Origin of the sequence: Pseudolysinimonas kribbensis (assembly GCF_030161895.1) — a bacterium.
Lineage (GTDB): Bacteria > Actinomycetota > Actinomycetes > Actinomycetales > Microbacteriaceae > Pseudolysinimonas > Pseudolysinimonas kribbensis.
The window spans coordinates 1,380,168-1,405,268 of sequence record NZ_BSVB01000001.1; the positions used below are offsets into that span (position 1 = coordinate 1,380,168).

General features: G+C 71.5%; 25 protein-coding genes, 1 tRNA gene and 2 pseudogenes. 6 read left to right on the forward strand and 22 right to left on the reverse strand.

Annotated features, from left to right (window positions below):
- Positions 1-23: 23 nt before the first annotated feature.
- From QQK35_RS07705 to QQK35_RS07780, 16 genes are all read right to left on the reverse strand, one after another.
- The gene (locus tag QQK35_RS07705) at positions 24-1,130 is read right to left on the reverse strand and encodes an alanine racemase (RefSeq protein WP_284253657.1); all 1,107 of its coding nucleotides are present in this window, start codon (positions 1,128-1,130) and stop codon (positions 24-26) included.
- Positions 1,127-2,125 (reverse strand): ABC transporter ATP-binding protein, encoded by a 999-nt coding sequence (locus tag QQK35_RS07710; RefSeq protein WP_284253658.1) that lies wholly within the window; start codon positions 2,123-2,125, stop codon positions 1,127-1,129. The genes QQK35_RS07705 and QQK35_RS07710 overlap by 4 nt, the downstream gene beginning before the upstream one ends.
- Positions 2,122-3,120: an ABC transporter ATP-binding protein gene (locus QQK35_RS07715; protein WP_284253659.1), complete on the reverse strand. Its 999-nt coding sequence runs from the start codon at positions 3,118-3,120 to the stop codon at positions 2,122-2,124. The genes QQK35_RS07710 and QQK35_RS07715 overlap by 4 nt, the downstream gene beginning before the upstream one ends.
- Positions 3,117-4,028 (reverse strand): ABC transporter permease, encoded by a 912-nt coding sequence (locus QQK35_RS07720; protein ID WP_284253660.1) that lies wholly within the window; start codon positions 4,026-4,028, stop codon positions 3,117-3,119. The genes QQK35_RS07715 and QQK35_RS07720 overlap by 4 nt, the downstream gene beginning before the upstream one ends.
- Complete coding sequence (locus QQK35_RS07725; RefSeq protein WP_284255637.1) at positions 4,025-4,966, reverse strand: ABC transporter permease; 942 nt, start codon at positions 4,964-4,966, stop codon at positions 4,025-4,027. Before QQK35_RS07725 ends, QQK35_RS07720 begins: the two co-directional genes overlap by 4 nt.
- Positions 4,967-4,992: 26 nt before the next feature.
- Positions 4,993-6,018 carry an ABC transporter substrate-binding protein gene (locus QQK35_RS07730; protein WP_284253661.1) on the reverse strand — a complete coding sequence of 342 codons (1,026 nt, stop codon included), beginning with the start codon at positions 6,016-6,018 and terminating at the stop codon, positions 4,993-4,995.
- Positions 5,985-7,490, reverse strand: a complete 1,506-nt coding sequence (locus QQK35_RS07735) for a fumarylacetoacetate hydrolase family protein (RefSeq protein WP_284253662.1) — start codon at positions 7,488-7,490, stop codon at positions 5,985-5,987. The genes QQK35_RS07730 and QQK35_RS07735 overlap by 34 nt, the downstream gene beginning before the upstream one ends.
- Entirely contained in the window at positions 7,487-8,356 is an 870-nt protein-coding gene (locus tag QQK35_RS07740; RefSeq protein ID WP_284253663.1) for a Gfo/Idh/MocA family oxidoreductase, read from the reverse strand. Before QQK35_RS07740 ends, QQK35_RS07735 begins: the two co-directional genes overlap by 4 nt.
- Before the next feature lie 109 nt (positions 8,357-8,465).
- The gene (locus QQK35_RS07745) at positions 8,466-9,029 is read right to left on the reverse strand and encodes a Gfo/Idh/MocA family protein (RefSeq protein ID WP_284253664.1); all 564 of its coding nucleotides are present in this window, start codon (positions 9,027-9,029) and stop codon (positions 8,466-8,468) included.
- On the reverse strand, positions 9,014-9,706 hold the full coding sequence (locus QQK35_RS07750) for a Gfo/Idh/MocA family protein (protein ID WP_284253665.1): 693 nt from the start codon (positions 9,704-9,706) through the stop codon (positions 9,014-9,016). Before QQK35_RS07750 ends, QQK35_RS07745 begins: the two co-directional genes overlap by 16 nt.
- The gene (locus tag QQK35_RS07755; RefSeq protein ID WP_284253666.1) at positions 9,703-10,344 is read right to left on the reverse strand and encodes a hypothetical protein; all 642 of its coding nucleotides are present in this window, start codon (positions 10,342-10,344) and stop codon (positions 9,703-9,705) included. The genes QQK35_RS07750 and QQK35_RS07755 overlap by 4 nt, the downstream gene beginning before the upstream one ends.
- On the reverse strand, positions 10,260-11,033 hold the full coding sequence (locus tag QQK35_RS07760) for an amidohydrolase family protein (protein WP_284253667.1): 774 nt from the start codon (positions 11,031-11,033) through the stop codon (positions 10,260-10,262). The genes QQK35_RS07755 and QQK35_RS07760 overlap by 85 nt, the downstream gene beginning before the upstream one ends.
- Positions 11,034-11,035: 2 nt before the next feature.
- Complete coding sequence (locus QQK35_RS07765) at positions 11,036-11,563, reverse strand: aminotransferase class III-fold pyridoxal phosphate-dependent enzyme (protein ID WP_284255638.1); 528 nt, start codon at positions 11,561-11,563, stop codon at positions 11,036-11,038.
- Positions 11,515-12,366: an aspartate aminotransferase family protein gene (locus tag QQK35_RS07770; RefSeq protein ID WP_284253668.1), complete on the reverse strand. Its 852-nt coding sequence runs from the start codon at positions 12,364-12,366 to the stop codon at positions 11,515-11,517. The genes QQK35_RS07765 and QQK35_RS07770 overlap by 49 nt, the downstream gene beginning before the upstream one ends.
- Entirely contained in the window at positions 12,363-13,214 is an 852-nt protein-coding gene (locus tag QQK35_RS07775; RefSeq protein ID WP_284253669.1) for an amidohydrolase family protein, read from the reverse strand. Before QQK35_RS07775 ends, QQK35_RS07770 begins: the two co-directional genes overlap by 4 nt.
- 125 nt (positions 13,215-13,339) lie before the next feature.
- On the reverse strand, positions 13,340-14,119 hold the full coding sequence (locus QQK35_RS07780) for an IclR family transcriptional regulator (protein ID WP_284253670.1): 780 nt from the start codon (positions 14,117-14,119) through the stop codon (positions 13,340-13,342).
- A 154-nt stretch (positions 14,120-14,273) separates the two neighbouring features.
- Here QQK35_RS07780 and QQK35_RS07785 point away from each other — a divergent pair, with 154 nt between their 5' ends.
- Both QQK35_RS07785 and QQK35_RS07790 read left to right on the forward strand, forming a co-directional pair.
- A complete protein-coding gene (locus tag QQK35_RS07785) occupies positions 14,274-15,209 on the forward strand; it encodes an aldo/keto reductase (protein ID WP_284253671.1) in 936 nt (311 codons plus the stop codon).
- On the forward strand, positions 15,206-16,006 hold the full coding sequence (locus tag QQK35_RS07790) for an SDR family NAD(P)-dependent oxidoreductase (RefSeq protein WP_284253673.1): 801 nt from the start codon (positions 15,206-15,208) through the stop codon (positions 16,004-16,006). Before QQK35_RS07785 ends, QQK35_RS07790 begins: the two co-directional genes overlap by 4 nt.
- Before the next feature lie 31 nt (positions 16,007-16,037).
- Here the strand turns inward: QQK35_RS07790 and QQK35_RS07795 are convergent.
- Together QQK35_RS07795 and QQK35_RS07800 are read right to left on the reverse strand one after the other, a co-directional pair.
- A tRNA-Tyr gene (locus tag QQK35_RS07795) sits at positions 16,038-16,122 on the reverse strand.
- Between the two features lie 154 nt (positions 16,123-16,276).
- Positions 16,277-17,059 carry a lytic transglycosylase domain-containing protein gene (locus QQK35_RS07800; RefSeq protein ID WP_284253674.1) on the reverse strand — a complete coding sequence of 261 codons (783 nt, stop codon included), beginning with the start codon at positions 17,057-17,059 and terminating at the stop codon, positions 16,277-16,279.
- Positions 17,060-17,065: 6 nt separating this feature from the next.
- On the opposite strand from QQK35_RS07800, the gene QQK35_RS07805 reads away from it, so the two are divergent.
- From QQK35_RS07805 to QQK35_RS07815, 3 genes are all read left to right on the forward strand, one after another.
- On the forward strand, positions 17,066-17,554 hold the full coding sequence (locus tag QQK35_RS07805; RefSeq protein ID WP_284253675.1) for a YajQ family cyclic di-GMP-binding protein: 489 nt from the start codon (positions 17,066-17,068) through the stop codon (positions 17,552-17,554).
- A 130-nt stretch (positions 17,555-17,684) separates the two neighbouring features.
- Entirely contained in the window at positions 17,685-19,145 is a 1,461-nt protein-coding gene (cls, locus tag QQK35_RS07810) for a cardiolipin synthase (RefSeq protein ID WP_425564956.1), read from the forward strand.
- Positions 19,142-19,480, forward strand: coding sequence for a hypothetical protein (locus QQK35_RS07815; RefSeq protein WP_284253677.1), 339 nt, complete (start codon positions 19,142-19,144; stop codon positions 19,478-19,480). Before cls ends, QQK35_RS07815 begins: the two co-directional genes overlap by 4 nt.
- 206 nt (positions 19,481-19,686) lie before the next feature.
- Here the strand turns inward: QQK35_RS07815 and QQK35_RS07820 are convergent, their stop codons facing one another.
- The 3 genes and pseudogenes from QQK35_RS07820 to QQK35_RS07830 all read right to left on the reverse strand — a co-directional run bounded on the left by QQK35_RS07820 (position 19,687) and on the right by QQK35_RS07830 (position 23,113).
- The gene (locus tag QQK35_RS07820) at positions 19,687-21,042 is read right to left on the reverse strand and encodes an FAD-dependent oxidoreductase (protein ID WP_284253678.1); all 1,356 of its coding nucleotides are present in this window, start codon (positions 21,040-21,042) and stop codon (positions 19,687-19,689) included.
- A gap of 33 nt (positions 21,043-21,075) precedes the next feature.
- Positions 21,076-22,131, reverse strand: a complete 1,056-nt coding sequence (locus tag QQK35_RS07825) for a polyprenyl synthetase family protein (protein ID WP_284253679.1) — start codon at positions 22,129-22,131, stop codon at positions 21,076-21,078.
- A pseudogene (locus tag QQK35_RS07830) lies at positions 22,128-23,113 on the reverse strand (class I SAM-dependent methyltransferase). Before QQK35_RS07830 ends, QQK35_RS07825 begins: the two are co-directional and overlap by 4 nt.
- On the opposite strand from QQK35_RS07830, the gene QQK35_RS07835 reads away from it, so the two are divergent.
- Positions 23,007-24,224, forward strand: coding sequence for an isochorismate synthase (locus QQK35_RS07835; protein WP_284253680.1), 1,218 nt, complete (start codon positions 23,007-23,009; stop codon positions 24,222-24,224). The pseudogene QQK35_RS07830 and the gene QQK35_RS07835 overlap by 107 nt on opposite strands.
- 45 nt (positions 24,225-24,269) lie before the next feature.
- Here QQK35_RS07835 and QQK35_RS07840 read toward each other — a convergent pair.
- Positions 24,270-25,094 (reverse strand): annotated as a pseudogene (locus QQK35_RS07840) (PPK2 family polyphosphate kinase); the annotation flags it as partial.
- Positions 25,095-25,101: the final 7 nt, after the last annotated feature.

Here is a 25,101-nt window from a genome sequence, read left to right on the forward strand (position 1 = left end):
GGTTCTCCTTGGATGAGGGGGCTTCAGTGGCGACCGACGACCGGCCAGACGTCGGCGACGACGCCGTCCTCGATCGCGAAGACGTGGGAGTGCATGTTCGAGAGTCCGCAGGCGTGATTGGGGCGGACCCGGATGAGGTCGCCGACCCGCAGGCCCGTGGAGCCGCGCACGAACCCGTGCTCCTCGTGCCCGGTCGCGATCAGGCCCCCGCCGCTCGAGACGATCGTGCCGATGCGTCCGTCGCCGTGCATCGAGCCGTCGGCGCTCATCGCCTTGGTGCCGGCGTCGACGAGCACGGGCTCGCCGCGCTGGACGCTGATGACGCGGCTCTGGACGGTGATCGCCGTGTCGGCCTCGGAGATCGTGCCGATCGCGACCTGGTTCTCATCGCCGTAGACGTAGGTGCCGGGGCGGGCCTCGGTGATCCCGGATGCCGTGGGGGCCGACCGCGCGCCGGCCGTCGACCCGACCGAGACGCTCGTGAGCGGGATCCCGTCGGCGCGGATCGCCTCGGCGACCTCCGCCGTGGTCCGGCCGGCCGCCAGACCGACGGCCGCGCGGCGCTCCGGATCCGCCCCGAGTCCCTGCACGTGACCCTCGTGCGTGTAGACCCCCTCGAGCCGCACGCCGTCGAGCGCGTGGAGGACGCGGGCCAGCGCCACCGCATCGTCAGGTCGCACCCCCATGCGGCCGAGGCCCGTGTCGATCTCGAGCCGGACGTCGACGACCGTCCCGTTCGCGACGGCGGCCGCGGCGAGGCCCGCGATCGCCTCGAGCGAGTCGACGCCGACGATGAGGCGCGTCCGTTCGGCCGCGGCGAGCGCCGCGGCGACGCGATGAGCGCCGACGGGCGGATACGCCCAGAACACATCGGGGATGCCGGCCTCGGCGAGCGCCAGGACCTCGTTCGCCGTCGCGGCCGTCAGGCCCACGGCACCGGCGGCGAGCTGCATCCGGCCGACCTCGAGCACCTTGCTCGTCTTCCAGTGCGGCCGGAGCGCGACGCCGAGCGCGTCGGTGTGGGCGGCCATCTCCGCGATGTTACGACGCAGCGTCGGCAGGTCGACGAGCACGGCGGGCGAGGGCAGATCCTCGATCGGCGCGCCGACGAGGTGGGACCATCCGGTCACGCGGCGGACTCCGTCCGGATCGTGGGCATGCCGAGGTCGAGCGGGTGGTGGCAGGCGCGGGAGCGTCCGTCGCCCACCGGTTCGAGCGGGGGCACCACTTCGGCGCACACCTCGGTCGCGCGCCAGCACCGGGTGCGGAAGCGGCATCCGGAGGGCGGGTTCGAGGCCGACGGCAGCTCGCCCTGCAGGCGGATCCGCTCGCGGTGCTCGTCCGGCGAGGACGGCGGCGTCGCCGACACGAGCGCGGCCGTGTAGGGGTGCAGCGGATGGTCGAGCACCTCGTCGGCGGGGCCGGTCTCCACGACGACGCCGAGATACATCACCGCGATCCTGTCCGTCACGTGCCGGATCACGTCGAGGTCGTGGCTGATCATGATGTAGGCGAGCCCCTGCTGGCGTCGCAGGTCCATGAGCAGGTTCAGCACCTGCGCCTGCACCGAGACGTCGAGCGCGGAGACGGGCTCGTCGAGCACGAGCAGCTCGGGGTCCAGCGCGAGCGCGCGCGCGATGCCGATCCGCTGCCGCTGGCCGCCGGAGAACTCGTGCGGGTACCGGCTCGCGAACTGGGCGGGCAGGCCCACCCGCTCCAGGAGCTCCACGACGCGCGCCGGCCCGGTGACGCGATCCCACGCCCCGAACGCGCGGAGCGGTTCGGCGATGATCGACTCGACCGTCATCCGCGGGTTCAGCGACGACATCGGATCCTGGAAGACGAACTGCACCTTCTCGTTGAAGGCGCGCCGCGCAGCCGCGTCCGGATGGGTGACGTCGGCGCCCCGGTAGCTGATGCGCCCCTCGGTCGGATCCTCCAGGTGCACGATGGCGCGGCCGGTCGTCGACTTGCCGCAGCCGGACTCGCCGATGATCCCGAGCGCCTCGTTCGTGTCGATCGAGAGGCTCACGCCGTCCACGGCCCGGATGACGCGCTTGCGGCCGCTGAATCCGCGCTGGCTGAAGTGCACCTTGAGATCGTCCACGCGCAGCAGCTCGCTCATGCGATCACCTCCTGAGGCTCGTCCCGGTAGTGGCAGGCGCTGAGCCTGCCGTCGACGCTCGGTTCGAGCGCCGGTCGCTGCGTGACGCAGCGCTCCGACTTATAAGGCGACGCGCAGCGCGGTGCGAACGGACAGCCGGCCGGCAGATCGGACATGAGCGGCGGGCGGCCGGGAATCGCGACCAGCGGCTCGCCGCGACGGTGGGCCCCCGGTCTGCTGTGGATGAGCGCCGCCGAGTACGGATGACGGCTGTCGGCGAACAGCTCCCGCGTTCCGGCGATCTCGACGACGCCGCCCGCGTACATCACGACGACGCGCGAGGCGACCTGGGAGATGACGCCGAGATCGTGCGTGATGAGCACGACCGCGACGCCGAGCTCGTCGCGCGCCCGCATCAGCGCGTCGAGCACCTGCGCCTGGATCGTGGCGTCGAGCGCGGTGGTCGGCTCGTCGGCGAGGATCACCTCGGGGTCGTTGACGAGAGCCATCGCGATGACGGCTCTCTGCCGCATGCCGCCCGACCATTGGTGGGGATACTGCTTCGCGCGGTTCTGCGCATCGGGCACCCCGACGAGCCGGAGCATCGCGAGCGACTTCTCCCGGGCCTCGGCGCGACCGGCGCGCGGGTGGTGGATGCGATAGGCCTCGTCGATCTGCCGCCCGACCTGCACCACGGGGTCGAGTGTCGTCATCGGGTCCTGGAACACCATGCCGATCCTGCGCCCGCGGACCTTGCGCAGTTCCGCCGGCCGGAGTCCGGCGAGGTCCGCGCCGTCGAAGCCGATCCGCGCAGCCGTGAGCCGCGCCTTCGGGGGCAGCAGCTGGAGGATCGACAGGGCCGTCATCGACTTGCCGGAGCCGGACTCGCCGACGATGCCGATGATCTCGCCCGCCGCCACATCGAACGTCACGTCGCGCAGGATGCGCACGTAGTCGTCGCCGGTCTTCAGATCGAGCGTCACGCCCTCGAGAGAGAGCACGGGGGCGGCGGTCATGCGTTCCTCCTGGTGTCGATCGCGTCGCGGACGCCATCGCCGATCGCCATCGTCGAGAGCACGGTCGCGAAGATCGCGATGCCGGGCGGCAGCCACAGCCACGGCATCGATGAGAGCACCGTGATCGACTTCGAGTCGTTCAGCATGTTGCCCCAGCTCGCCTGGGGCGGCTGCACGCCGGCGCCGAGGAAGGAGACGGCCGCCTCGGAGAGCACGGCGTCCGCGACGAGGATCGTGGCTGCGACGACCACGGCGGGCAGGACGCCGGGGATGAGGTGCCGGACGACGATGTACGCGGTCCGCGAGCCGAGGACGCGGGCGGCTTGGACGAACTCCTGCTCCCGCAGGCTCAGCACGACACCGCGTGCGATGCGTGCCGACTGCGGCCAGAGCAGCGCGGCGAAGACGATGATCAGCATCGGAACGCTCGGCCCGAGGATGCCGGCGAAGACGATGATGACGAGCACCGGGGGCACCGAGAGCAGGATGTCGATGATGCGGCTGATGACCGCATCGGCGACCCCGCCGAACCAGCCCGACAGGGTGCCGACCAGCGTGCCGACGACGACCGCCAGGAGGGCGGCGAGGAAGCCCACGGTGAGGGAGACGCGACCGCCCGCGAACACGCGCGCGAGCTGGTCGCGGCCGATGGCGTCGGTGCCCAGCCAGTGCGCGGCCGAGGGCGCGCTCCTCGCGGTGATGAGCTCGCCGACATCCGGGCTGTACGGGCTGAGCATCGGGCCGAAGACGACGGCGAGCACCATGACGAGCAGCACGACGGCGCCCGCGACCGCCGCCGGGTTGCGCACGTACCGGCGCAGGGCCAACCGCCCGGGCGGCACGAGGCCGCGGCGCGACGACCGGATCGGGGCCGCCGACGGCCCGGACGGCAGGTTCGTCGTCGTCATCGCGCGGTCCTCACCCTCGGGTCGACCACGGTGTACAGCACGTCGGCGAGCAGGTTGCAGATGAGCACGAGCACGGCGACGTAGAGCCCGAAGCCGGTGATGACGGGGTAGTCGCGGACGATCAGGGCGTTGACCGCCATCTGACCCATGCCGGGCCAGGAGAAGATCTGCTCGACGACCACGGCCCCCGAGAGGAACGCCGGGATGTACAGCGCGAGGACGGTGACAAGCGGGATGAGACTGTTCCGGAAGGCGTGCATCGTCGCGCGGAACGGGCCGGCGCCCTTCGCGACGATCGCGCGGATGTAGTCCTGGCCGAGCTGCTCGAGCATCCCGCTGCGGATGTACCGGGTGAAGGCCGCTGCCACCGCGAGCGCCAGTACGGAGACCGGCAGGATCAGGTGGTACAGCAGGTCGCCGACGTCGCTCTCCCCGGAGAAGTACATGCCCGCGGAGGGCAGCACGCGCAGCTTCACCGCGAAGACGTAGATGCCGAGCATGGCGAGGAAGAAGCTCGGGATCGCGAGGGCGATGACACTGACCGTGCCGGCCGCCGCATCGACGAACGTGTCGCGGCGGACCGCGGCGATGATCCCGACGGGGATCGCGATGAGCAGCCCGAGCACGAGTGCGCTGCCCATGAGCAGCACGGTCGGGCCCAGGCGGTCGAGCAGGAGCTGCCCGACCGCCTGGTGCGTCGAGAACGAGTAGCCGAGGTCCCCCTTCAGCAGCGAGCCGAACCACAGCACGAACTGCACCGGCACCGGCTTGTCGAGCCCCAGCTGCTCCCGGGCCGCCTTGACCAGCTCCTCGCGCTGCCCGGGGGCGGCGTCGATGGGCACGAGGGTCTCGGCGGGATCACCGGGGGCGAGCCGGACGAGGACGAAGAGCCCGACCGCGATGATCAGGAACACTCCGACGCTCGATACGAGCCGGATGGCGAGGACCTCAGCATGTCGCTATCTCAGCCGCCGATCTTCCACTTGTACGCGTCGGCGAACGCGTTGGTGAAGTCACCGTATGCCGTGAAGTTCTGCAGCTTCGAGCTCGCGGCCCACACGGTCTGCGGGTCGTAGAGCCAGATCTCGGCGACGTCCTTGTTCTCGATCTTCGCCGCCTGCTTCCAGATCGGCGCGCTGTCCGCCTTCGCGACCGTGCCCGCCGCCTTGCTGGCGAGCGCGTCGAAGTCGGGGTTGGAGTAGTAGCCGACGTTGCCGCCCGCGGGGTACGCGTTCGAGGTCAGGAGGAACGCCAGCGAGGTCGCCGGATCCATCGTGTACGTGCCGCCGCCCGAGAAGGTGAAGTCGTACGCCTTGCTCTTGATGTCGGCGAGCTGCGTGGCACCGTCGACCTGCTTGGCCTTGATGTTCACCCCGATCGCCTGCCACTCCTGCAGGATGACGTTGATGGCCTGATCGCGGTCGGCCGTGCCGGCGACCCACTCGAAGGAATAGGTCTTCGAGAAGTCGAAGCCGGATGCCTGCAGCATCGACTTGGCCTTGGCCTCGTCGAAGGCGTAGGTGTCGAGGTCGCTCGGGAGGGCCCATTTGGTGAGGAAGCTGCTGTTGACCAGATCGGCCTTGCCTCCGTAGATCGTCTTGATGAGGGTCTTGCGATCGATCGCCGTGAGAAGCGCCCGCCGCACTGCCGCGGGGAACTTCTCATCGTTCGAAACGATCCGCAGGAACCCGGCCGACGGTGCCGAGGAGACCTTGACGCCCGACATCGCCTGCACCGTGGCGAGGTCGGCGGGGGCCACCTGGGCGAGGTCGAGCTCGCCGGTCTGCAGCTGCGCCTCGGCGACGTCGGACGTCAGCATCTTCAGGTAGAGCTTGTCGATGCCGACCGGCTCGCGGAAGTGCGGGTTCTTCTTGAGGTCCACCTCCTGATCCGGCGTGAACTTCGTCATCGTGTACGGCCCCATGCCCACGTTCGGCAGGTTGAAGAACTCGTTCGTCAGCAGCCCCGCCTTGTCGGCCGAGCCGAGCACGTGCTGGGGCAGGATGAACAGGTTCGGGCCGACGATCGAGGCGAGGAAGCCGGGGCCGCCTTCGCGAACTTGATGACGACGGTGTTCTTGTCCGGCGCCGTGATGCCGCTGAGGCTCGTCGCCGTACCGGCCTTGAGGTCGGCGTAACCCTCGACGTTCGCGAACTTCGTGGCCCACGCACTGCCGACCTTGGGGTCGGCGTAGGTGGTGAACGTCCACACGACGTCGTCCGCCGAGAACGCCTTGCCGTCGCTCCACTTCAGGTTCTTGCGCAGGTGGAAGGTCCAGGTCATCCCGTCGTCCGACATCTTCCACGAGGACGCGAGCCGCGGCTCGAACTTGAAGTCCGAGGTCGCCTGCACGAGATTGTCGAAGATCAGCTCGTCGGTCAGAACCTCGGCACCCTGCGAACCCTTCAGCGGGTTGAAGGACTGCGGGTGCTGATAGAGGTTGAGGGTGGCCGACGTCGGCCCGCTGTGCGTCGGCGTCTTACCGGCCGGGCTGCAGCCCGCGAGCAGAGTCGCGGAGACCGCGGCCAGCGCGATCGCGCTGACGATGATCCGTGATCGCATGATGCTCCTTCGTGTTGTCGTGTTTCTGGTGCGGTTCTTCATTGAACGGCGTGGCTCACGCCACGACGGGGGTGGTGAGGAGCCCAGTCCCTGCACCTCGGCGACCATCACGTCGCCGGGCCGGAGGAACACGCCGGTCGTCGCGCCGACGCCGGCGGGTGTGCCCGTGAGGATGACGTCGCCGGGGCGCAGGGTCATCAGCCGGGAGCAGAAAGAGACGAGCGCCGCGACGCTGTGGACCATGTCGCGCGACGTGCCGTCCTGCCAGCTCTCGCCGTTGACGGTCAGGGTCAGGCGCAGATCCTGCGGGTCCGGCACCTCGTCGGCGGTCACGAGGTAGGGGCCGATCGGCGCGGAGCCGTCGAGCCACTTGCCCTCGAGCCAGTCGAAGAAGTTCGTGCCCTCGTAGTCGTCGCGTTCGGCGCCGAGTTCGAGGCTCCGGGCGGAGATGTCGTTGCTCGTCGAGTAGCCGGCGACGGCATCCAGTGCCTCGTCCTCGGCGATGTCGCGCCCCTCCCGGCCGATCCAGACCGCGATCTCGACCTCCCAGTCGAGCTGCGTCGTGATCGGGTTCAGTCGCACGGGCTCGTCGGGGCCGATCACCGCGGTGTCCGGCTTGAGGAAGAGCCGGGGCGTGGCGATCCGGCGCTCGCGCTCGGCGCTGCCGCTCTCCGTCACGTGGGACTGGTAGTTCGCGGCGACGCACAGCACCTTGCCGGGATGCAGCACGGGCGCGAGGATCCGGGCACCGGCGACCGGCCGGCGCGCGACCTCGGCGGTCTCCCGGGTGCCGGCGACGACTCCGGAGAGGTCGCCGTCGCCCGTCACGACGATCTCGTCGCCGTCGACGTAGCCGTGGCGGATCGCGCCGCCGTCATCGAGAGTGAGCCACTTGGTCATCGGTCGTCCTTCCGGGTCACCAGGTCAGGGGTGGCGTCGCCGGTGGCCGCCGAGGCGGCGATCGCGTCGAGCGCACGGGAGAGGGTCACGAGGTCGGCCGGTGCCGGCACCCGCACCGACCCGTCGATGGCCCGGGCGAATCGCCGGAGGTGCGCGACGACCGAGCTCTCGCCGACGAACGGCACGGTGCTCGTCGCGTTCGTCGTCGCGAGCCCGATCGCGGGCTTGGCGAGGTCGACGATCAGCGAACCGTGCGTGCCGAGAAGACGCAGCCGGGCGCGGAGCGAACGCGGGGATGCCTCGCCCGCCCCGGCGCGCGACACGTGAGCCGACACGACGACCTCGCGGTCGGTCCTGCCGAGGAAGGTCCAGGCGTCGCCCGCCCCGGTCGCCGTCGCCTGCAGGGTGAGGTCCGCGGGTCCCGTCGTCTGGCGGGTCAGCTCGACCAGGTACACGCCGAGATTGCGGAGCTCGCCGTCCGGGCTGCGGTCGCCGCCGCCCGAGACGAGATCCGCGTGCACGGCCCTGAGCAGCCCGATCTCGGCGCCGCGGACGGCCGTGAGGGCGCGAGTGAATCCGGGGTGCGACGACAGGTGGTGGCCCGCCATGACGATGCCGTCGCCGGCCACCGCCGCCAGCTCCTCGACCTGCGCCGTGGCGTCGAGCGTGGGCTTGTCGAGCAGGATGGGCATGCCCCGCTCGGCCGCGAACCGCGCGAAGGCGATCCGCTCGGCGCCGCGCAGGCAGACGACCGCGCCGGCGGCCGCCGTCGACGGCTCCTCGGACACCTCGAGATCGACGCCGAGGTCGCCGGCCAGGAGCGCGCGCGGGCGAGCGCCGCCGCGTCGACGGTCGGCGGGGTCCACACCCCGACCGCCTCGAGCCCGGCCGCCGCGAACGCGGGCGTCCACATCTCGGCCTGGTGATGCTGAGCGCCCGAGCCGACGGTGCCGGCGACGAGCACGGGCGTCGCGGTCATCGTGCGGCTCCGATCCGGATCGTGCGGCCGGTGGCGAGCGATTCCTCCGAGGCGACGGCGAGGTCGACCGCGTGCACGGCGGCCTCGACGGGCGGCACGACGGCACCGGTCCCGCGGATCGCCGCGGCGAAGCTCTCGAGCTCGCGCCGGAACACGCGCCCGCCCGGACCGTCGACACCCCAGGCGGTGAGTCCGTCGTCGGTCCAGGCGAGCACACCTTCGGCATCCCATTCGCGGGCGAGCACGCCATCGGTGCCCACCACGACGAGCTCCAGGTACGAGGCCGAGCGCGGACGCTCGCCGCGGCTGACCTCGCAGATCGCCGAGGCCCCCGAGGCGAATCCGAGCTTGATGACCAGGTAGTCGTGGATGCGCAGCGCCTCGCTCGTCGCGTGCTGCCCGGCCGAGAAGACGCTCGTCGCCTCCTCGCCGATCCACCAGCCGGCGAGGTCGACCAGGTGGATGCCGTTGTGCAGCGAGTGACCGCCCGAGAGCGCGGGGTCGAGAACCCAGTGCTGCCAGCCCGGCCAGATCCAGCCGCCGTTCATCGCGATGCGCACGAAGCGCGGCGTGCCGATCGCTCCCGCGTCGATGGCCTCGCGGATGGCGAGGCTCTGGTCGCTGAAGCGGTGGCTGTGGCCGACCGCGAGCTGCAGGCCGCGGGATGCCGCCTCCTCGCCAGCGCCCGCGCCCCCTCGCCGGTCATCGCGAGCGGCTTCTCCATCAGCAGGTGCCGCCCGGCCGCGAGCACCTGCCGGCCCAGCTGCTCGTGGGTCAGGTTGGGCGTGCAGACGATGACCGCCTCGACGGCGGGGTCGGCCAGCAGCGCCGCGACGTCCGCGGCCGCGATCACCCCTTCCTGGCGGGCGACCTCGCCGGCACGCGCACGATCGAGGTCGGTCACCGCCACGAGCCGTGCGACGTCCGTGGCACGCAGCGCCGCCATGTGCGAGACGGCGATGCCGCCGACACCGACGATGCCGACGCCGACTGTCTTCGACTCAGACATCCGATCCCCTTCTGATGAGTCGTCCGGGTCGCGCCGTCGTCGGCCGCCCTCGCGGAGCACCGCGACGCCGTTCACGAACACGTGGTCGATGCCCACGGAGGGACTCGCCGGGTGTCCGAACGTCGCGGTGGAGTCGAAGCGCTCGTCGTCGAGGACGACGATGTCGGCGCGGGCGCCCGGCGCGATGCCGCTGCGGAGGCCGGCACGCGCGGCGGGGGCGCTCGTCATACGGCGCACGACCTCGCCGACCGGGACCCCGCGGTCCCGCAGCCGGCGGTAGCCCGCCGGAAAGGCCCCCACGAGCGCGGGTGCGGCGCGGACGCGGTGTGCGAGGCGTCGAGCGCCGTGCCGTCGGAGCCGATGCTGAGCCAGGGTCGTTCGAACGCGGCGTCCACGTCCTGCCAGCGCCCGCTCTCGACCGCGACGTCGACGCGGCACTCGTTCGCGACGAGCAGGTGGACGAGCCAGTCGAAGGGGTCGCCGGGGGCGTCGCGCAGGTCGTGGCCCACGGCATCCGGAGTCGCCGTCGCCTTCATGACGATGATGTGCTCCGGCGACCGGCCGTGGTCGCGCAGGAGCCCGGCGATCCGCTCGGGATCGGTGCGGCAGGCGGCCAGCACGGCCGCCGGACCGAGGGCGCGCAGCTCGCTCGGCAGCAGCTGCAGTGCGGTGGTGTGGCCGTGCACGTACGGGTAGAGGTCCGCGGCGACGTCCTGACCGCGGCGCAGCTCCTCGACGTGGTCGAGGACGGCCGCGAAGTCGCCGTCGTCGCCGACCGCCCTCAGGTGCGAGATCTGCAGGCGCGCACCCGCGCGACCCGCCGGCCCCGCGACCTCGTCGATCGCCGCGGACTCCAGGCGCGGCACGTACTCGCGCAGATGCGCCGACATGAGACCGTCGTGGCGCGCGACCACGACGGCGACCCGGTCGAGCTCGGCCGCGGTCGCCGACTCCCCGGCGCGTACATGAGCCCGACGCTGGCGCCGACCACCCCGGCCTCGAACGCCGCCTCCAGCTCGGCCTCGAGCGCGTCGAGCTCGGCATCGTCGAGCGGCCGGGCGGCCGTCCCCGCGACCGCGAACCGGGCGGAGCCGTGCCCCACCTGCGCGGCGACGTTCGTCGCCGTCTCCGCCTCGTCGAGCGCACGCAGCCAGCCGGCGACATCGGACCACGCCCAGGGCACGTCGGGCGTCACGTCGATCGTCGCGATGATGCCGGCCAGCCCCTCCGGGTCGGCGTTGCCGGGCGCCGGGCTCATCCCGCAGTTGCCGACGACCTCGGTCGTGACCCCCTGCGTGACCCGGCTCGCGTTGCCGGGATACGCGAGCAGCGTGATGTCGGAGTGGCAGTGGACATCGACGAAGCCGGGCGCGACGATCCGTCCGGCGCAGTCGACGAGGGCGGCGTCGTATCCGCCGGCCGGCCGCTCCCCCAAGGGCACGACCGCCTCGACGCGTCCGCCCGAGAGCAGCACGTCGGCGCTGCGCGCCTCGGCACCGGACCCGTCGGCGACGGATCCGCCGACGAGAGCGGTGCGGGCGGCGGTCGAGGTCATCGTCAGACGCGTCCCCGCAGCAGGGCGAACTCGCCGTTCCTGGCCATCTCGCCGAGCACCTCGTCCGCCTGCTGGAGTGTCCGGTCGATGTCGGCCTCGGTGTGCGCGAGGGAGATGTGGTTGCGCTTGAGCGACATCGGGTACATGAAGGACCCCTTGTCGATCATCCGGCGGTGGAACGTCGCGTAGGCCTCGTCGTCGTTGCGGAGCAGGTCGCGGTAGCCGCGCACCTCGCCCTCCAGGAAGTACGCGATGAAGACCGAGCCGACGCCGGTGATGACGGCGGGGATGCTGTGGTCGCGCGTGATGCGCCGCAGGCCGTCGCGCATCCGGTCGCCGAGGCGCCGCACATGGCCGTAGAAGTCGACCTCGGGATCGCGCAGCACGCTGATCGTCGCGATCGCCGCCGCCATCGACATCGAGTTGCCGTTGAAGGTGCCCGCCAGCATGACGGGGCCGCCGGAGGAGGAGAAGCTGCTCATCAGCTCCGCCGATCCGGCGAGACCGGCGACGGGGTAGCCGTTGCCCATCGACTTGCCGAACGTCGTGAGGTCGGGGTCACCCCGCACAGCTCCTGGTAGCCGCCGAGCGCGTGCCGGAACCCGGTGATGACCTCGTCGAAGATCAGCACGCTGCCCGTGCGCCGGGTGAGCTCGCGCAGCCCCTCCAGGAACGCCTGCTCGGGCAGGAGCGCGCCCACGTTGTGCGGCACGGGCTCGAGGATCACGGCCGCGATCTCGCCGGGGTGCTCGGCGAACAGGGCCTCGACCGAGGCCAGATCGTTGAACTCGGCGACGAGCGTGTGCTCGAGGGCGTCGGGCAGGATGCCGGCCGAGTTCGGGTCCATGCCCCACGCCGTCTCCGGCGTCGAGATGACGTTGCGGGCGATGGCGTCGTAGGAGCCGTGGAAGCAGCCCTGGAACTTGACGATGTAGGAGCGCCCGGTCACGCCGCGGGCGAGACGGATGGCCTGGAACACCGATTCCGACCCGCTCATCGTCGAGATGACGACCTCGGCGCTCGGGATGGACTCGGTCACGAGTCGCGCCGCCTCGACCTCGAGCTCGGTCGTGCCGAGCCCGACCAGGTCGATGTCCTGGATCGCTGCGGTGACGGCGGCGTTGACGCGCTCGTCGACGTGGCCGAGCAGGATCGCGCCGAAGGCGGCGTGGTAGTCGATGTAGTCGCGGCCGTCGAGATCGGTGATGGTGGCGCCGTGCGCCGAGCGCCACGCCCAGGGGGCGCCGATGCGCCGCGTCGCGGAGTTCACGCCGCCCGGGATGATGCGCTCGGCCTCCTCGGCCAGCGCACGGGAGTTCAGGGTGTGGGTCATCGGCGAGGGTCCTCCAGGCCCAGGAGCGCGAGCGTGTCGCGGTGGATGATGCTGTCGACGGTCTCGTCGAGCACGTGCGGCAGGTCGCCGGCGCGCATCGCCGCCACCCGGCGCAGCAGGTCCTGAGCCTCGGCGGGCGTCCAGAGCGGGTAGTCGGAGCCGAACAGGAGCTTCGGGACGGTGCCCCACTCCTGCGCGTTCACGAGAGCGAGGTAGGCGTCCATCGGCCGCGACGGCACCCCCGACACGTCGGCGAACACGCGCTCGTGCTTGCGGAGCACGACGTTCGCGTCGCGCTGCCACGGATGACCCATGTGCGCCATCACCTGGGTGAGCCCCGGATGCCGGCGCGCCACCTCCTCGATCACGAGCGGCTGGCTGACGCGCAGGCTCCCGATCGGGCTCGGCGTCGCGCCCATGTGCCACAGGGCGACCATGTTGTTCGCCTCGAGCCGGCGGTAGAACTCGTCGAACTCGGGTGCGAGCGGGTCCATGAGCGAGAGCACGGGGTAGAGCTTCACGCCCCGGAACCCGAGCTCGATCGCCTCGTCGAGCTGCTCGCGCCAATCCGGATCGAGCGGATCCATCGACGAGAACGCGATCGTCGGCGTCGTCATGCGCCCGACGAAGTCGGCGACGAAACGGTTGGGGGTGCGCACCCCGGCGTGGGACGCGGCGAGGCCGAACACGACGGCGACGTCGACGCCGCCCTCCTGCATCACGCGATCGAAGGACTCGGGGGTGACGACCGGGTAGGGCGCGCCGCCGTAGGCGGGTTCCCAATGGTCCTTGTGCTCGTCGCCCCAGTGCTCGGGCTGGAGACAGTGGCTGTGGATGTCGACGATCATCGGTGACGCTTCGCCCCTTCGCGATCCTGCATACCGGCATGATGTCAGAATCACGCGCGACATGAAACATCGTTCCATGTAACGATCGCGCGACGCGACGTGGAACGCGCCGGCCCGGAGCCGGCTCAGGCCGGGAGATCGGGCAGAGCCGTCACGAATCCCGGGGCGGCGACGATCTCCGCGGCGCTCGCCCGGAGAACGGGCAGGATCCGGCGCTGATCGCGCGGCGTCAGCTCCCCGGTGGGGCCGGACACGGAGATCGAGACGTGCACGCCGGGCAGCAGCACGGCCATGCAGCTGACGCCGCGGTTGCGCTCCTCGTCGTCGAGACTCACGCCGGAGGCGCGGATGCGCTCGAGCTCGGCGTCCAGCTGGGCGCGCGTCGTGATGGTCTGCGGCGTCCAGCTCTCGTACGGCTCCGTCTCGGGCACCGAAGCGGCGACCTGATCGAGCGGAAGGGCGGAGAGCAGCATCTTGCCGAGCCCGGTGCAATAGGTGTCGTCGAGCATGCCGCTCGCCGCGAACCGGAGAGCGCGCTGCGGCTCCTCGACATGCAGGTGCAGGACGGAGCGGCCGCGCAGGACGCCGAGGTTGGCGGTGAATCCGACCTCCTCGGCGAGGCGCCGCATGACCGGGGCCGCGATCTCGGCCACGCTCGGCGGGCGGTAGGCCTGGGCGATCTCATGCACGACGTGGCCGATCGCGAAGGTGGGCGGATCGCCGTAGCGACGCACGAACCCCTCCTCCTGCATGACGGCCAGCAGGCGCACGAGCGTCGACTTCGGCACGTCGAGCTCCTGGGCGAGTTGCGAGAGCGTGAGGGGGTGCTCGGCCCCCGCCAGCACCCGCAGCACGGCCAGTGCGCGGCTGAGACCCTGCGAGTGATACGAACCGGCCTGCTCCACATCCGCATGGTGTCACACCGAGACCACGACATGGAACGGCGTTCCGTGGATCTCGGTGCCGCGGAACCGGAGGCGAGGCGCCGCACGGCAGCCGACGACCGCGCGGTGCCCAGCCCGCTTGACATGGAACGTCGTTTTACATCACTCTGCCGAGATGGATCGCCCGGCGTCGCGCCTCGTCGTGGGCGCGGCGCAATTCGGCCAGTCGTACGGCCGCAGCGGCAAGCCGGCACCGACCGACGCGGAGGTCGCCGACATCCTGCGCCTGGCCGTCGAGCTGGAGTGCGCGGCGGTCGACACGGCACGCGCGTACGGCGACAGCGAAGCCGCGATCGGCCGGGCACGGCGATCCGGAGCGGGCGGCGCGCTGCCGGTGGTCACCAAGATCCGCCCCCTCACCGACCACTCCGAGACCCTCGGCATCGAGACCGCCGTGCGGGCCAGCCTCACCGAGTCGCTCTCGCACGTGGGCGCGTTCCACCTGGATGCCGTGCTGCTGCACCGAACGGCCGACCTGCGCCGTGCCGGTGGGGCCGCGATCCACGCTCTCCGAGCCGCGCGGGCGCACGGCCTGCTGGGCCGCTGGGGCGTGTCGGTCGCCGACCCGGACGAGCTCGCCGAGGCGCTGGCCGTGCCGGACCTGGGCTACATCCAGCTCCCGTTCAACGTCGTCGACCGGCGGTGGCTGACGGCGTCGGTGCAGGACGCGCTCGCCGCGCGGCCCGACGTCACGATCGTGGCGCGGTCCGCGTTCCTGCAGGGCATCCTCCTGGACCCCGATGACGCGACCTGGCCCCGCGACGCCCGCCCGGATGCCGCCGCCGTGCGCGCCTCCCTCGCGCGGATGGCGGCGGAGACGGGGCGCACCTTCGCCGGACTGTGCCTGGGCTATGCGCTCGCGCAGCCGTGGATCGACGCCGTCGTCGTCGGCATCCGCTCGCGGGCGCAGCTCGCGCACATCGCGGACGAATTCGCCCGGGGCTCCCTGCCGGAGAGCGACTGCCGCCGGCTGGAGGCCTCGATCCCCGCCGGCTCCCCCGATCTCGTGAGCCCCGCGCTCTGGCCGCCCCGACGAGAGGACTCGACATGATCAATCCCTGGCGCTTCGACCTGACCGGCAAGGTGGCTTGGATCGCGGGCGGCGGCGGGCAGCTCGGCGCGGAGGTCGCGAGAGCGCTCGCCGAGCACGGCGCCCGCGTCGTGATCGCCGACCGTCGGCTCAGCGAGGCGCAGCGCGTCGCGGCGGAGCTCGACGACGCCGGCCTGCTCGCCGAGGGCCTTGAGCTCGACGTGGCCGACGACGGGGCCCCCGACCGGCAGGCGGCCGACATCGCGGCACGGCACGGCGGCCTGGACATCGCGGTGAACCTCTGCGCGACGCACTCGGGCCTGACCTACGAGGAGCTCGACGCCGAGGGGCTCACGGCCGGGTTGTCGGTCACGCTCCAGGGCGCGTTCTGGTTCGGTCGCGCCGCCGAGCGAGTGATGGTCGCCGCGCCCGCCGACCGGGGCGGACGGATCATCCAGTTCGGCTCCATGTACGGCCAGGTGAGCCCCGACCCGTCGGCGTATCCGGACGGCGTGCCGGTCAACCCGGTCGAGTACGGGATGGCGAAGGCGGGCGTCGCCCAGCTCGTGCGCTACCAGGCCGTGCGACTCGCGCCGCGCGGGATCACCGTGAACGCCGTGATCCCGGGGCCCTTCCCGAACCCGGCGGGCCAGGGCGGCGAGACCGAGTTCATGAAGCGCCTGGTCGCCCACGTGCCCATGGGGCGAGTCGGGCGCGCGAGCGAGATCACCGGTGCCGTGGTGTTCCTGGCCTCACCGTCGGCGAGCTTCGTGACCGGCGCGCAGCTCGTGGTCGACGGCGGCTGGACGGCCTGGTGACGGCTGCTGCCGCGACGCAGGCCCTCCGCGATGGTGGCGAGTGAGGGATTCGAACCCCCGAAGTCGTAGACAGCTGATTTACAGTCAGATCCCTTTGGCCGCTTGGGTAACTCGCCATGTGCGCGAGGCACCGCACAAGGATACAAGGATCGCGCGATCCCGCCGACCACGGCTGCGCGGCGCAACCGAGCGCGGTTTCGCCATTCGATCGAATCCGCGCGGAGCGGATCAGATGGCAAAGTGCCCATCCGATGCCGGACGCGGCGGGGATCAGCGGTCGGCGGCCGTGCGGTAGCCTTCCGCGGCGCGCGCCACCGCGTCGATGTACGTCGTCGCGTCGTTGTACGACGTGATCGCGCGGCGCCAGCCGGCCTCGGTGTCGAGACCCGTCGAGGCCCGGCAGAGGTAGTTCGCGCTCGCCATCACGGCGTCGTCGATGTTCTGCGGATCCTCGCGCCCGTCGGCGTTCGCGTCGGTGTGCCAGTTGCGCCAGGTCTGCGGGATCAGCTGCATCGGCCCGACCGCGCGGTCGGCCTTCGTGTCGCCGTCGATCGCGCCCTGGTCGCTGTCCGGGATGCGGGCCACCCCGTCGCCGTCGAGCGCCGGCCCGAAGATGGGCGGGGTCGCCGTGCCGTCGGCGCCGATCGTGGAGCCGCCGTGCCGGCCGTGGTCGCTCTCCACGCGACCGATGCCGGCGAGGGTCGTCCACGAGAGACCGCAGGCCGGCATGGCGCTCGCCTTGGTCATGGCGGCGCCGGCATAGGCGGCGAGCGCGCGCCGCGGGATGCCGGTCGCCTTCGCCGTCCTGGCCACCCACGCGGGCTCGGCGAGACCCGCGATCCCGTACGGTCCGGGTGTGACGGCGGCGACCGGCGGATCGGCCGGCGGCGCCCAGCGCGGGGCGGGCGTCTCGTCCGGCACGAGCACCGTGCCGCCGCCGGCTCGCGGGGTCAGGGCCAGCACGAGCAGCACGATCACGACGACGCCGGCCGCCCCGCCGAGCACACCGGCGATGATCCGTCCGCGGGCCGCCACGAGGATCGGTTCTAGCATGGCCGGATGGCAGATTCCTCGTTCGACATCGTGAGCAAGGTCGACCCGATGGAGACCCAGAATGCGCTGAACCAGGCGCAGAAGGAGATCGCGCAGCGCTACGACTTCAAGAACGTCGGCGCCTCGATCGACGCCTCCGGCGAGAAGTTCGTGCTGAAGGCCTCCAGCGAGGAGCGCGTCAAAGCGGTGCTCGACGTGTTCGAGTCCAAGCTCATCAAGCGCGGCATCTCGCTGCGCTCGCTCGACGCGGGGGCGCCGTTCGCGAGCGGCAAGGAGTACCGGATCGAGGCATCCATCAAGGAGGGCATCTCGAGCGACGACGCCAAGAAGATCTCCAAGATCATCCGCGACGAGGGCCCCAAGTCGATCAAGAGCCAGATCCAGGGCGATGAGCTGCGCGTGCAGTCCAAGAGCCGCGACGACCTGCAAGCGACGATCGCGCTGCTCAAGGGCAAGGACCTCGACGTCGCCCTGCAGTTCGTCAACTTCCGCTGACCCCGGGTTCGCTTCCGACTCCATAACCGATCGACCGTTTGCCATCGGTTGCGGGGCGCGCGGGCCGAATCGGATGGCAAACCGCCGATCGGACCCAGGAGCCCGGCATACTGAGCCCGTGCAGCTCCAGATCGACGGCGGCACGCTCGCCTTCATCATCACGATCGCCGCGATCGTCGTGGATGCCGGGATCCGTATCGGCGCGCTCATCGTCGTGCCGCGCAACCGGCGGCCGCAGACGGCCGTGGCCTGGCTGCTCGCGATCTACCTCATCCCGTACATCGGGCTGCTCGTCTTCCTCGTGCTGGGCCGCGCGCGGCTGCCGCGGGCGCGACGGCGCAAGCAGCGGGAGATCAACGCGTACATCCTCGACACGACCGAGGGCATCGAGCGGGTGCGCACCGATCCGCCGTGGCCGTCGTGGCTGGAGCCGGTGGTCCAGCTCAACCGGAACCTCGGCTCCATGCCGCTGGTCGGCGGCAACGCGGCGACGCTGTACGACCACGACCAGGAGGCCCTCGACGCGATGGTCGCCGAGATCGCTGCGGCGACGACGACCGTGCACGCCGAGTTCTATATCCTCTCGCTCGACGACACCACTCGACCGTTCTTCGACGCCCTCGGCGCCGCTCGGGAACGCGGCGTCACCGTGCGGGTGCTGCTCGACCACCTCGGCAACTCGGGCTACCCCGGCTTCGGCCCGGCCAAGCGCCGGCTGACGGAGCTCGGCGTGCAGTGGCACCTCATGCTGCCGTTCCAGCCGCTGCGCGGACGCATCCAGCGCCCCGACTTGCGCAACCACCGCAAGCTCCTCGTCATCGACGGGCAGATCGCGTTCACCGGCTCGCAGAACGTCATCGAGGAGCCCTACCAGAAGCGCAAGAACCGCAAGAAGGGGCTGCGCTGGCGGGATCTCATGGCCCGCTTCGAGGGACCGGTCGTGGCCGGCATCGACGCGCTCTTCGTCACCGACTGGTACTCCGAGACGAACGAGCTGCTCACCCGCGAGGCCGCGCCGGCCCGCACCGTCGGCGACGGCGATCTCGACTGCCAGGTCGTGCCCTCCGGCCCGGGGTTCAGCGACGAGAACAACCTCAAGATGTTCAACTCGCTCGTCTACGCCGCGCAGAAGCGCATCAACCTCGTGAGCCCGTACTTCGTACCCGACGGCTCGATGCTCTACGCGCTGACGACCGCGGCGCAGTCGGGCATCGAGGTGCAGCTGTTCGTCTCCCAGATCAGCGACCAGTTCGGGGTGTACCACGCGCAGCGCAGCTACTACGACGAGCTGCTGAAGTCGGGCGTGCGCATCTTCCTGTACCGCGCCCCGACGATCCTGCACGCGAAGTCGATCACGGTGGATGACGAGCTCTCGGTGATCGGATCGAGCAACTTCGACATGCGCTCCTTCTCGCTCGACCTCGAGATCTCGGTCATGGTGCGCGGGCGCGCGTTCCTCGAGCGGCTGCGGGCGATCGAGGACGACTTCCGCGCGAACAGCACCGAGCTGACGCTCGAGGTGTGGCGCCGCCGCGGTCGCTGGACGAGCGTGCTCGACAACGTCATGCGGCTCACGGCGGTGCTGCAGTGAGCGCGGGGTTCGGGCGGCTGGTGCTCGGCGGCTCGATCGTGGACGATCCGTACGCCGACGGCCTGGAGGAGATCGCGCGGTTCGAGGTCATCTCGGACGACGGGCCGCGATACCGCATCGACCGCCGCGAACCGGACGACCCCGTCTGGGACGGGCCGAGTTGGGGAGTCACTCGGATCCAGCCCGCCCCGGACGCGGTGGTCGGGACGATCATCCGCCGCGGCCTCCACCGTCTGCAGTACCAGTACGAATTCCGCAAGACCGGTGCGCACGTTGCCGGCGGAGCCGACGCGATGCTCGTTAACGCCGTGTTCGGGTTGATCGGAGAGCTCTGACACGACGGACCGTGCCCGTCTCCGTCCGGGGGCGCCCTGGCCGTCGCCCCGGTCCTGGTGCCGTGTCAAACACGCCTCACAGTGAGGCGGAGCTCACATGCGGTTTCGAAAGGGGTGCGGAGGCACGCGGCCGAGTCAGTGGCGTCTCGACACGTCCGCTCCGCGGGCTGTTCGACGGCCGGAAGCGGCAACGGATCCGGCGGAGGTCATTCGCCGCGGGAGACGCGCACCATCTCGTCGCGGGGCACGACCTTGATGCGCGCGCGTCCCTCGGGCTCGCCGAGGGCGATCTCGTGCGCGTCGAGCGCGTGCCAGCCGTCGAGGTCCGTGTACCGCACGCCGCGCTCGTCGAGCAGGGCGACGATCGACTCCTCCGAGGGCGACGCCGGGCTCCACCACGAGGCCTGATCGCGCACGAGGTGCTCGATCGTCTCCATCGCGTCGGACTTCGTGTGACCGATCAGCCCGACCGGGCCGCGCTTGATCCAGCCCGTCGCGTAGACGCCCGGCACGATGCGGTCGTCGTCGCCGAGCACCTGGCCCTCGTGGTTCGGGATGACGCCGTGCCGCTCGTCGAACGGGATGCCGTCGAGGGGCGATCCGAAGTAGCCGACCGCGCGGTACACGGCCTGCACCTCCACCTCGCGGAACTCGCCCGTGCCGCGGACGCCGCCCGCGCCATCCGGTTCGGTGCGCTCGTACCGGAACGCCGCGACCCGGCCGTCGGGGCCGGCGACGACCTCCGTCGGCTTCGCGAAGAAGTGCAGGTGCAGGCGCCGCGAGGCCCGCCCGGTCTCCCGCTGGCGCCACTGCGTGAACACCCGGTCGATCACGAGGATCTGCTTGTTCGACTCGATCGCCGCCCGTGAGGCCTCGTCGTAGTCGAAGTCCTCGTCGTGCACGATCATGTCGACGTCGCGCAGCTCGCCGAGCTCGCGCAGCTCGAGCGGCGTGAACTTGACCTGCATCGGGCCGCGGCGGCCGAACACGTGCACGTCGGTGACCGGCGAGGCGGTGAGACCCTCGTACACGTTCGCCGGGATCTCGGTCGGCAGCAGGTCCTCCGGGTGCTTCGCCAGGATGCGCGCGACGTCGAGCGCGACGTTGCCGTTGCCGATCACCGCGACCGACTGCGCATCGAGCGGCCACTCCCGCGGGTAGTCGGGGTGGCCGTCGTACCAGCTCACGAACTCGGCGGCGCCGTAGCTGCCGGGCAGGTCGATGCCCGGGATGCCGAGGTCGGCATCCCGCACCGCGCCGGTCGCGAAGATGACGGCGTTGTAGTGGTGCTTGAGGTCGTCGAGGGTGAGGTCGGTGCCGAACCGCACATTGCCGAAGATCCGGATGTCGCCGCGGTCGAGCACGTCGCGCAGCGCGGTGATGATGCCCTTGATGCGCGGGTGGTCGGGTGCGACGCCGTAGCGCACCAGCCCGTACGGCGCGGGGAGGTGATCGAAGAGGTCGATCGAGACGTCGAACGACCTCTCGTGCTTGAGCAGGATGTCGGCGGCGTAGATGCCGGCGGGCCCGGCTCCCACGATGGCCAGGCGGAGCTTGCTCAACGGGTTCCTCTCGGTCGGGACGCGCGCGGCGCGCTACGCGGATCGCTCCACGATCGCCTCGGCGAACTTCGTCAGCGCCTTCTTCACCGGCCCGTCGGGCAGCGGGTCGAGGGCCTGGACGGCGAGCGCCGACCAGCGGCGCGCCTCGGTCAGGGTAGCGCGGGTCACGTCGTGCTCGCGGAGAGCGGTCACGATGCGCGCGAGTTCCGCGTCGTCGGCGTCAGCCGAACCCTCGATGCGGGCGAGCAGGGCGGCGGCCTCGTCGTCCGACGCGGCGGCATCGCGTAGGTAGAGCAGCGGCAGGGTGGGCACGCCGGCGCGCAGGTCGGTCCCCGCCGCCTTGCCGGTCTCGTCCGAGGACGGCGAGAGGTCGATGACGTCGTCGATGAGCTGGAAGGCGACGCCGATCCGCTCGCCGAACAGCTCGACGGGCTCCTGGAAGCTCTCGGGCGCCTGTGAGAAGATCACGCCCAGGAACGCCGCGAGCGCGATGAGCGAGCCCGTCTTGTCGGCGAGCACCTGCAGGTAGTGCGCGATCGGATCCTCGCCGGCGCGGGGGCCGATCGTCTCGTGCAGCTGCCCGAGGCACAGCCGCTCGAACGTGTCCGCCTGCGCCTCGAGGCCGCGCTCGCCGAGGCTCGCGATGAGCTTCGACGCCCGGGCGAAGAGCAGGTCGCCGGTCAGGATCGCGACGGAGTTGCCCCACTTCGACTGGGCGCTCGGCACCCCTCGACGCAGCTGCGCCTCATCCATGACGTCGTCGTGGTACAGCGAGGCCAGGTGGGTGATCTCGACCGCGCGTGCGGCGGTGATCACGGCCGCGTTGGCACCCTCGCCGAGTTGCGCCGTGAGCAGCACGAGGGTGGGACGCACCCGCTTTCCGCCGGCCTCGATCAGGTAGCGGCTCGTGACATCCGCCATGTCGTCGGCGAACGCGACCTCGGCGAGCAGGCCCGACTCGACCTCGTCCAGCCCGCGCTCGATCGCGTCGGCGAACTGGCGCTCCTCGCTCGAGGCGAACAGCTTCTCGCCGAGTCCGAGCGACGAGCTGAGCGTGTTGCTGCGGCGCGCGAGCGGGGTCGGGGTCACGAGGGGTCCTTCGACGGCGTTGCGGCGGCGGGTCTGCGACGGGGTGCGGTGCGCTGGGCGGTGCGCGCCAGGATCGCCTCGTCGGCGGGCTTGTGGCCGCGGTGCAGGGCGACGACGCCGGCGGTGAGGTTGCGGTAGGCGACGCGCGTGAATCCGACCCCGCGCATCCACTGGCTCAGGGTGTGCTGGTCGGGCCAGTCGCGGATCGACTCGGCCAGGTAGTCGTACGCCTCGGGGTCCGTGCTGGTCGCGCGCACCACGAGCGGCATCACGAACCGCATGTACGCGCCGTACCCGGTGCGGAACAGCGCGCGCGGCGGCTTGCTGAATTCGCAGATCACGACGCGGCCGCCCGGGCGCAGCACCCGGTGCATCTCGGCGAGCGCCACCTGCGGGCGTGCGATGTTGCGCAGCCCGAAGCTCACGGTGACCGCGTCGAACGAGCCGTCGTCGAACGGCAGCTTCTCCGCGTCGGCCTCGACGAATTCGATCTCCGGATGGCGCTTGCGCCCTCCGCGATCATGCCGGCCGAGAAGTCCAGGGCCACCACCTCGGCGCCGCCGCGCGCGATCGCCGCGGACGACGTGCCGGTGCCCGCGGCGATGTCGAGCACGCGCTCGCCGGCCTGCGGGTCGATGGCCCGCACCGTCGCGATCCGCCAGAGTCCGGAGTTGCCGAGCGAGAGCACGGCGTTGGTGCGGTCGTAGCCCCGCGCCACCTCGTCGAACATGCCCGAGACGGCGCCCGGCTGCTTGTCCATCTCGGCCCTCGCCACGGGTTTCAGCCTACTGATTCCGCCTGACCGCCCGTCGGGTCGGCGCCCGCCCGTGCGCTCGCGCCGGACCCTGTCAGCCCGGGATACGTAGGCTGGGACCGTGCGCGTCATCACCCGGCAGATCGATGCGCCGTCCTCGCTCGTGCCGCTGCTGGATCCGTCGCGGCCGCTGCTGTTCGTCCGGCGCGGCGAGGGCATCGGCGGCATCGGCGAGGCGCTGCGCCTCGAGTTCTCGGGACCCGATCGCATCCGCGACGCGGCCGCGGCCTGGCGTCGCATCGCCGCGGACGCGCAGATCGACGATCCGGTCGGGCTCTCCGGCAGCGGGCTCGTCGCGTTCGGCGCCTTCACGTTCGCCGCCGGGTCGGACCGGCCGAGCGTGCTCATCGTGCCGCGCGTGATCGTGGGACGCCGTGACGGCGTCGGCTGGATCACCCGCGTGCAGGTCGACGAGGGCGACGACGCCGACGACCGGGTCGCGGCCGCCCCGTTCGGCCCCGAGTACCGCATCCCGCTGCGCCCGGGGGCGACGCCGCCGGACCGGTACCGCGAGATCGTCGCGGAGGCCGTGCGCCGCATCCACGCCGGCGACGCTGCGAAGGTCGTGCTCGCACGCGACCTGGTCGGCCACATTCCCGTCGATGCCGACCTGCGCCGGGTGGTCGGCGAGCTCGCCCTCGGCTACCCCGACACCTGGACGTTCGCCATCGACGGCTTGCTCGGCTCCAGCCCCGAGACGCTGGTGCGCGTCGGGCACGGCACGGTGACGGCACGTGTGCTCGCCGGGTCGGCGGCCCGCGGCGTCGACGCGGCGAGCGATCAGGCCGCGGCCCTCGCCCTCGCGACCTCGACCAAGGACCTCGACGAGCACCGCTTCGCCGTGCAGAGCGTGCTCGCCTCCCTGGAGGGCCACGTGCGCGGTGTCGCCGCGAGCGAGGTGCCCTACGCGCTCAAGCTGCCGAACCTCTGGCACCTCGCCACCGACGTCGAGGCGGGCCTGGCCGACGGCTCGAGCGTGCTCGACCTGGCCGCCGCCCTGCACCCGACCGCGGCGATCGCGGGCACCCCGACCGACGCGGCCGTCGCGGCGATCGCGGAGCTCGAGGGCATCGACCGCCGCCGCTACAGCGGCCCGGTCGGCTGGATCGACGCGGCCGGCAACGGCAAGTGGGCGATCGCGCTGCGCAGCGCCGAGGTGGATGCCGCCGGCGGCGTCACCGCGTACGCGGGCGCCGGCATCGTCGCCGACTCCGATCCCGAGCACGAACTGGCCGAGACGCGGCTGAAGTTCCGCCCCATCGTGGAGGCCTTCGGCTGACTGGCCGAAAACGCATAGTCGCGGGCACGCGCACTGGGCGTTTTCGGCTAGGAGCCGGGCGCGTTCCGCGGCGACGTCGTAGTCCGGGCGCGGCCAGTGCAGGTCGAGGCCGCGGAGGGCATCCGTCAGCAATCGCTGCACCGCGAGTCGTGCGAACTTGTGGTCGGCCGGCACCACGTACCAGGGCGCATCCGGCGTCGACGTGCGCCGGATCGCGATCTCATACTCTTCCATGTACCGGCCCCACAGCTCCCGTTCATCGACGTCGCCGGGGCTGTACTTCCACTGCTTCGTCGGGTCGTCGAGCCGCGCGAGCAGACGATCGCGCTGCTCCTGCGGCGAGATGTGCAGCATGACCTTGACGATCGTGGTGCCGGCCGCCACGAGCTCCGCCTCGAAGTCGACGATCGCCGCATAGCGCGCCTCGATCACCTCGGGCGACGCGAGCGCGTGCACGCGATGGATGAGCACGTCCTCGTAGTGCGAGCGGTCGAAGACGCCCAGCATCCCGGGGGCCGGCAGTTCGCGCCGGATCCGCCAGAGCACGTCATGCGCCTTCTCCTCGTCGGTCGGCGCCTTGAACGCGTGCAGCGCGACCCCCTGCACGTCGACGGAACCCACGACGTGGCTGACGACGCCACCCTTGCCGGCCGTGTCCATCGCCTGAAGCACCAGCAGCACGCTGCGGCGGTCGCCGTTCAGGCCGGCGGCGAACAGCCTCTCCTGCAGCTCGGCGAGCTCGGCCGCGCCCTTCGCGAGCGCCCTCCTTCCCGCCTTCTTGCCGCCGTCGAACCCGGGGGTGGATGCCGGATCCACGTCCGCGAGGGCGAACTGCGGTCCGGCGGCGGTCAGCGGTGCGTGGTGGGCCATGCCCGCA

Coding starts and splice junctions, on each gene's coding strand:
- QQK35_RS07790 (WP_284253673.1), top strand. CDS start 15,206: ATGATCAATCCCTGGCGCTTCGACCTGACCGGCAAGGTGGCTTGGATC.
- QQK35_RS07760 (WP_284253667.1), bottom strand. CDS start 11,033: ATGACCTCGACCGCCGCCCGCACCGCTCTCGTCGGCGGATCCGTCGCC.
- QQK35_RS07750 (WP_284253665.1), bottom strand. CDS start 9,706: ATGACGAGCGCCCCCGCCGCGCGTGCCGGCCTCCGCAGCGGCATCGCG.
- QQK35_RS07805 (WP_284253675.1), top strand. CDS start 17,066: ATGGCAGATTCCTCGTTCGACATCGTGAGCAAGGTCGACCCGATGGAG.
- QQK35_RS07770 (WP_284253668.1), bottom strand. CDS start 12,366: ATGACCCACACCCTGAACTCCCGTGCGCTGGCCGAGGAGGCCGAGCGC.
- QQK35_RS07720 (WP_284253660.1), bottom strand. CDS start 4,028: ATGACGACGACGAACCTGCCGTCCGGGCCGTCGGCGGCCCCGATCCGG.
- QQK35_RS07715 (WP_284253659.1), bottom strand. CDS start 3,120: ATGACCGCCGCCCCCGTGCTCTCTCTCGAGGGCGTGACGCTCGATCTG.
- QQK35_RS07735 (WP_284253662.1), bottom strand. CDS start 7,490: ATGACCAAGTGGCTCACTCTCGATGACGGCGGCGCGATCCGCCACGGC.
- QQK35_RS07785 (WP_284253671.1), top strand. CDS start 14,274: ATGGATCGCCCGGCGTCGCGCCTCGTCGTGGGCGCGGCGCAATTCGGC.
- QQK35_RS07775 (WP_284253669.1), bottom strand. CDS start 13,214: ATGATCGTCGACATCCACAGCCACTGTCTCCAGCCCGAGCACTGGGGC.
- QQK35_RS07765 (WP_284255638.1), bottom strand. CDS start 11,563: ATGGGCAACGGCTACCCCGTCGCCGGTCTCGCCGGATCGGCGGAGCTG.
- QQK35_RS07710 (WP_284253658.1), bottom strand. CDS start 2,125: ATGAGCGAGCTGCTGCGCGTGGACGATCTCAAGGTGCACTTCAGCCAG.
- QQK35_RS07800 (WP_284253674.1), bottom strand. CDS start 17,059: ATGCTAGAACCGATCCTCGTGGCGGCCCGCGGACGGATCATCGCCGGT.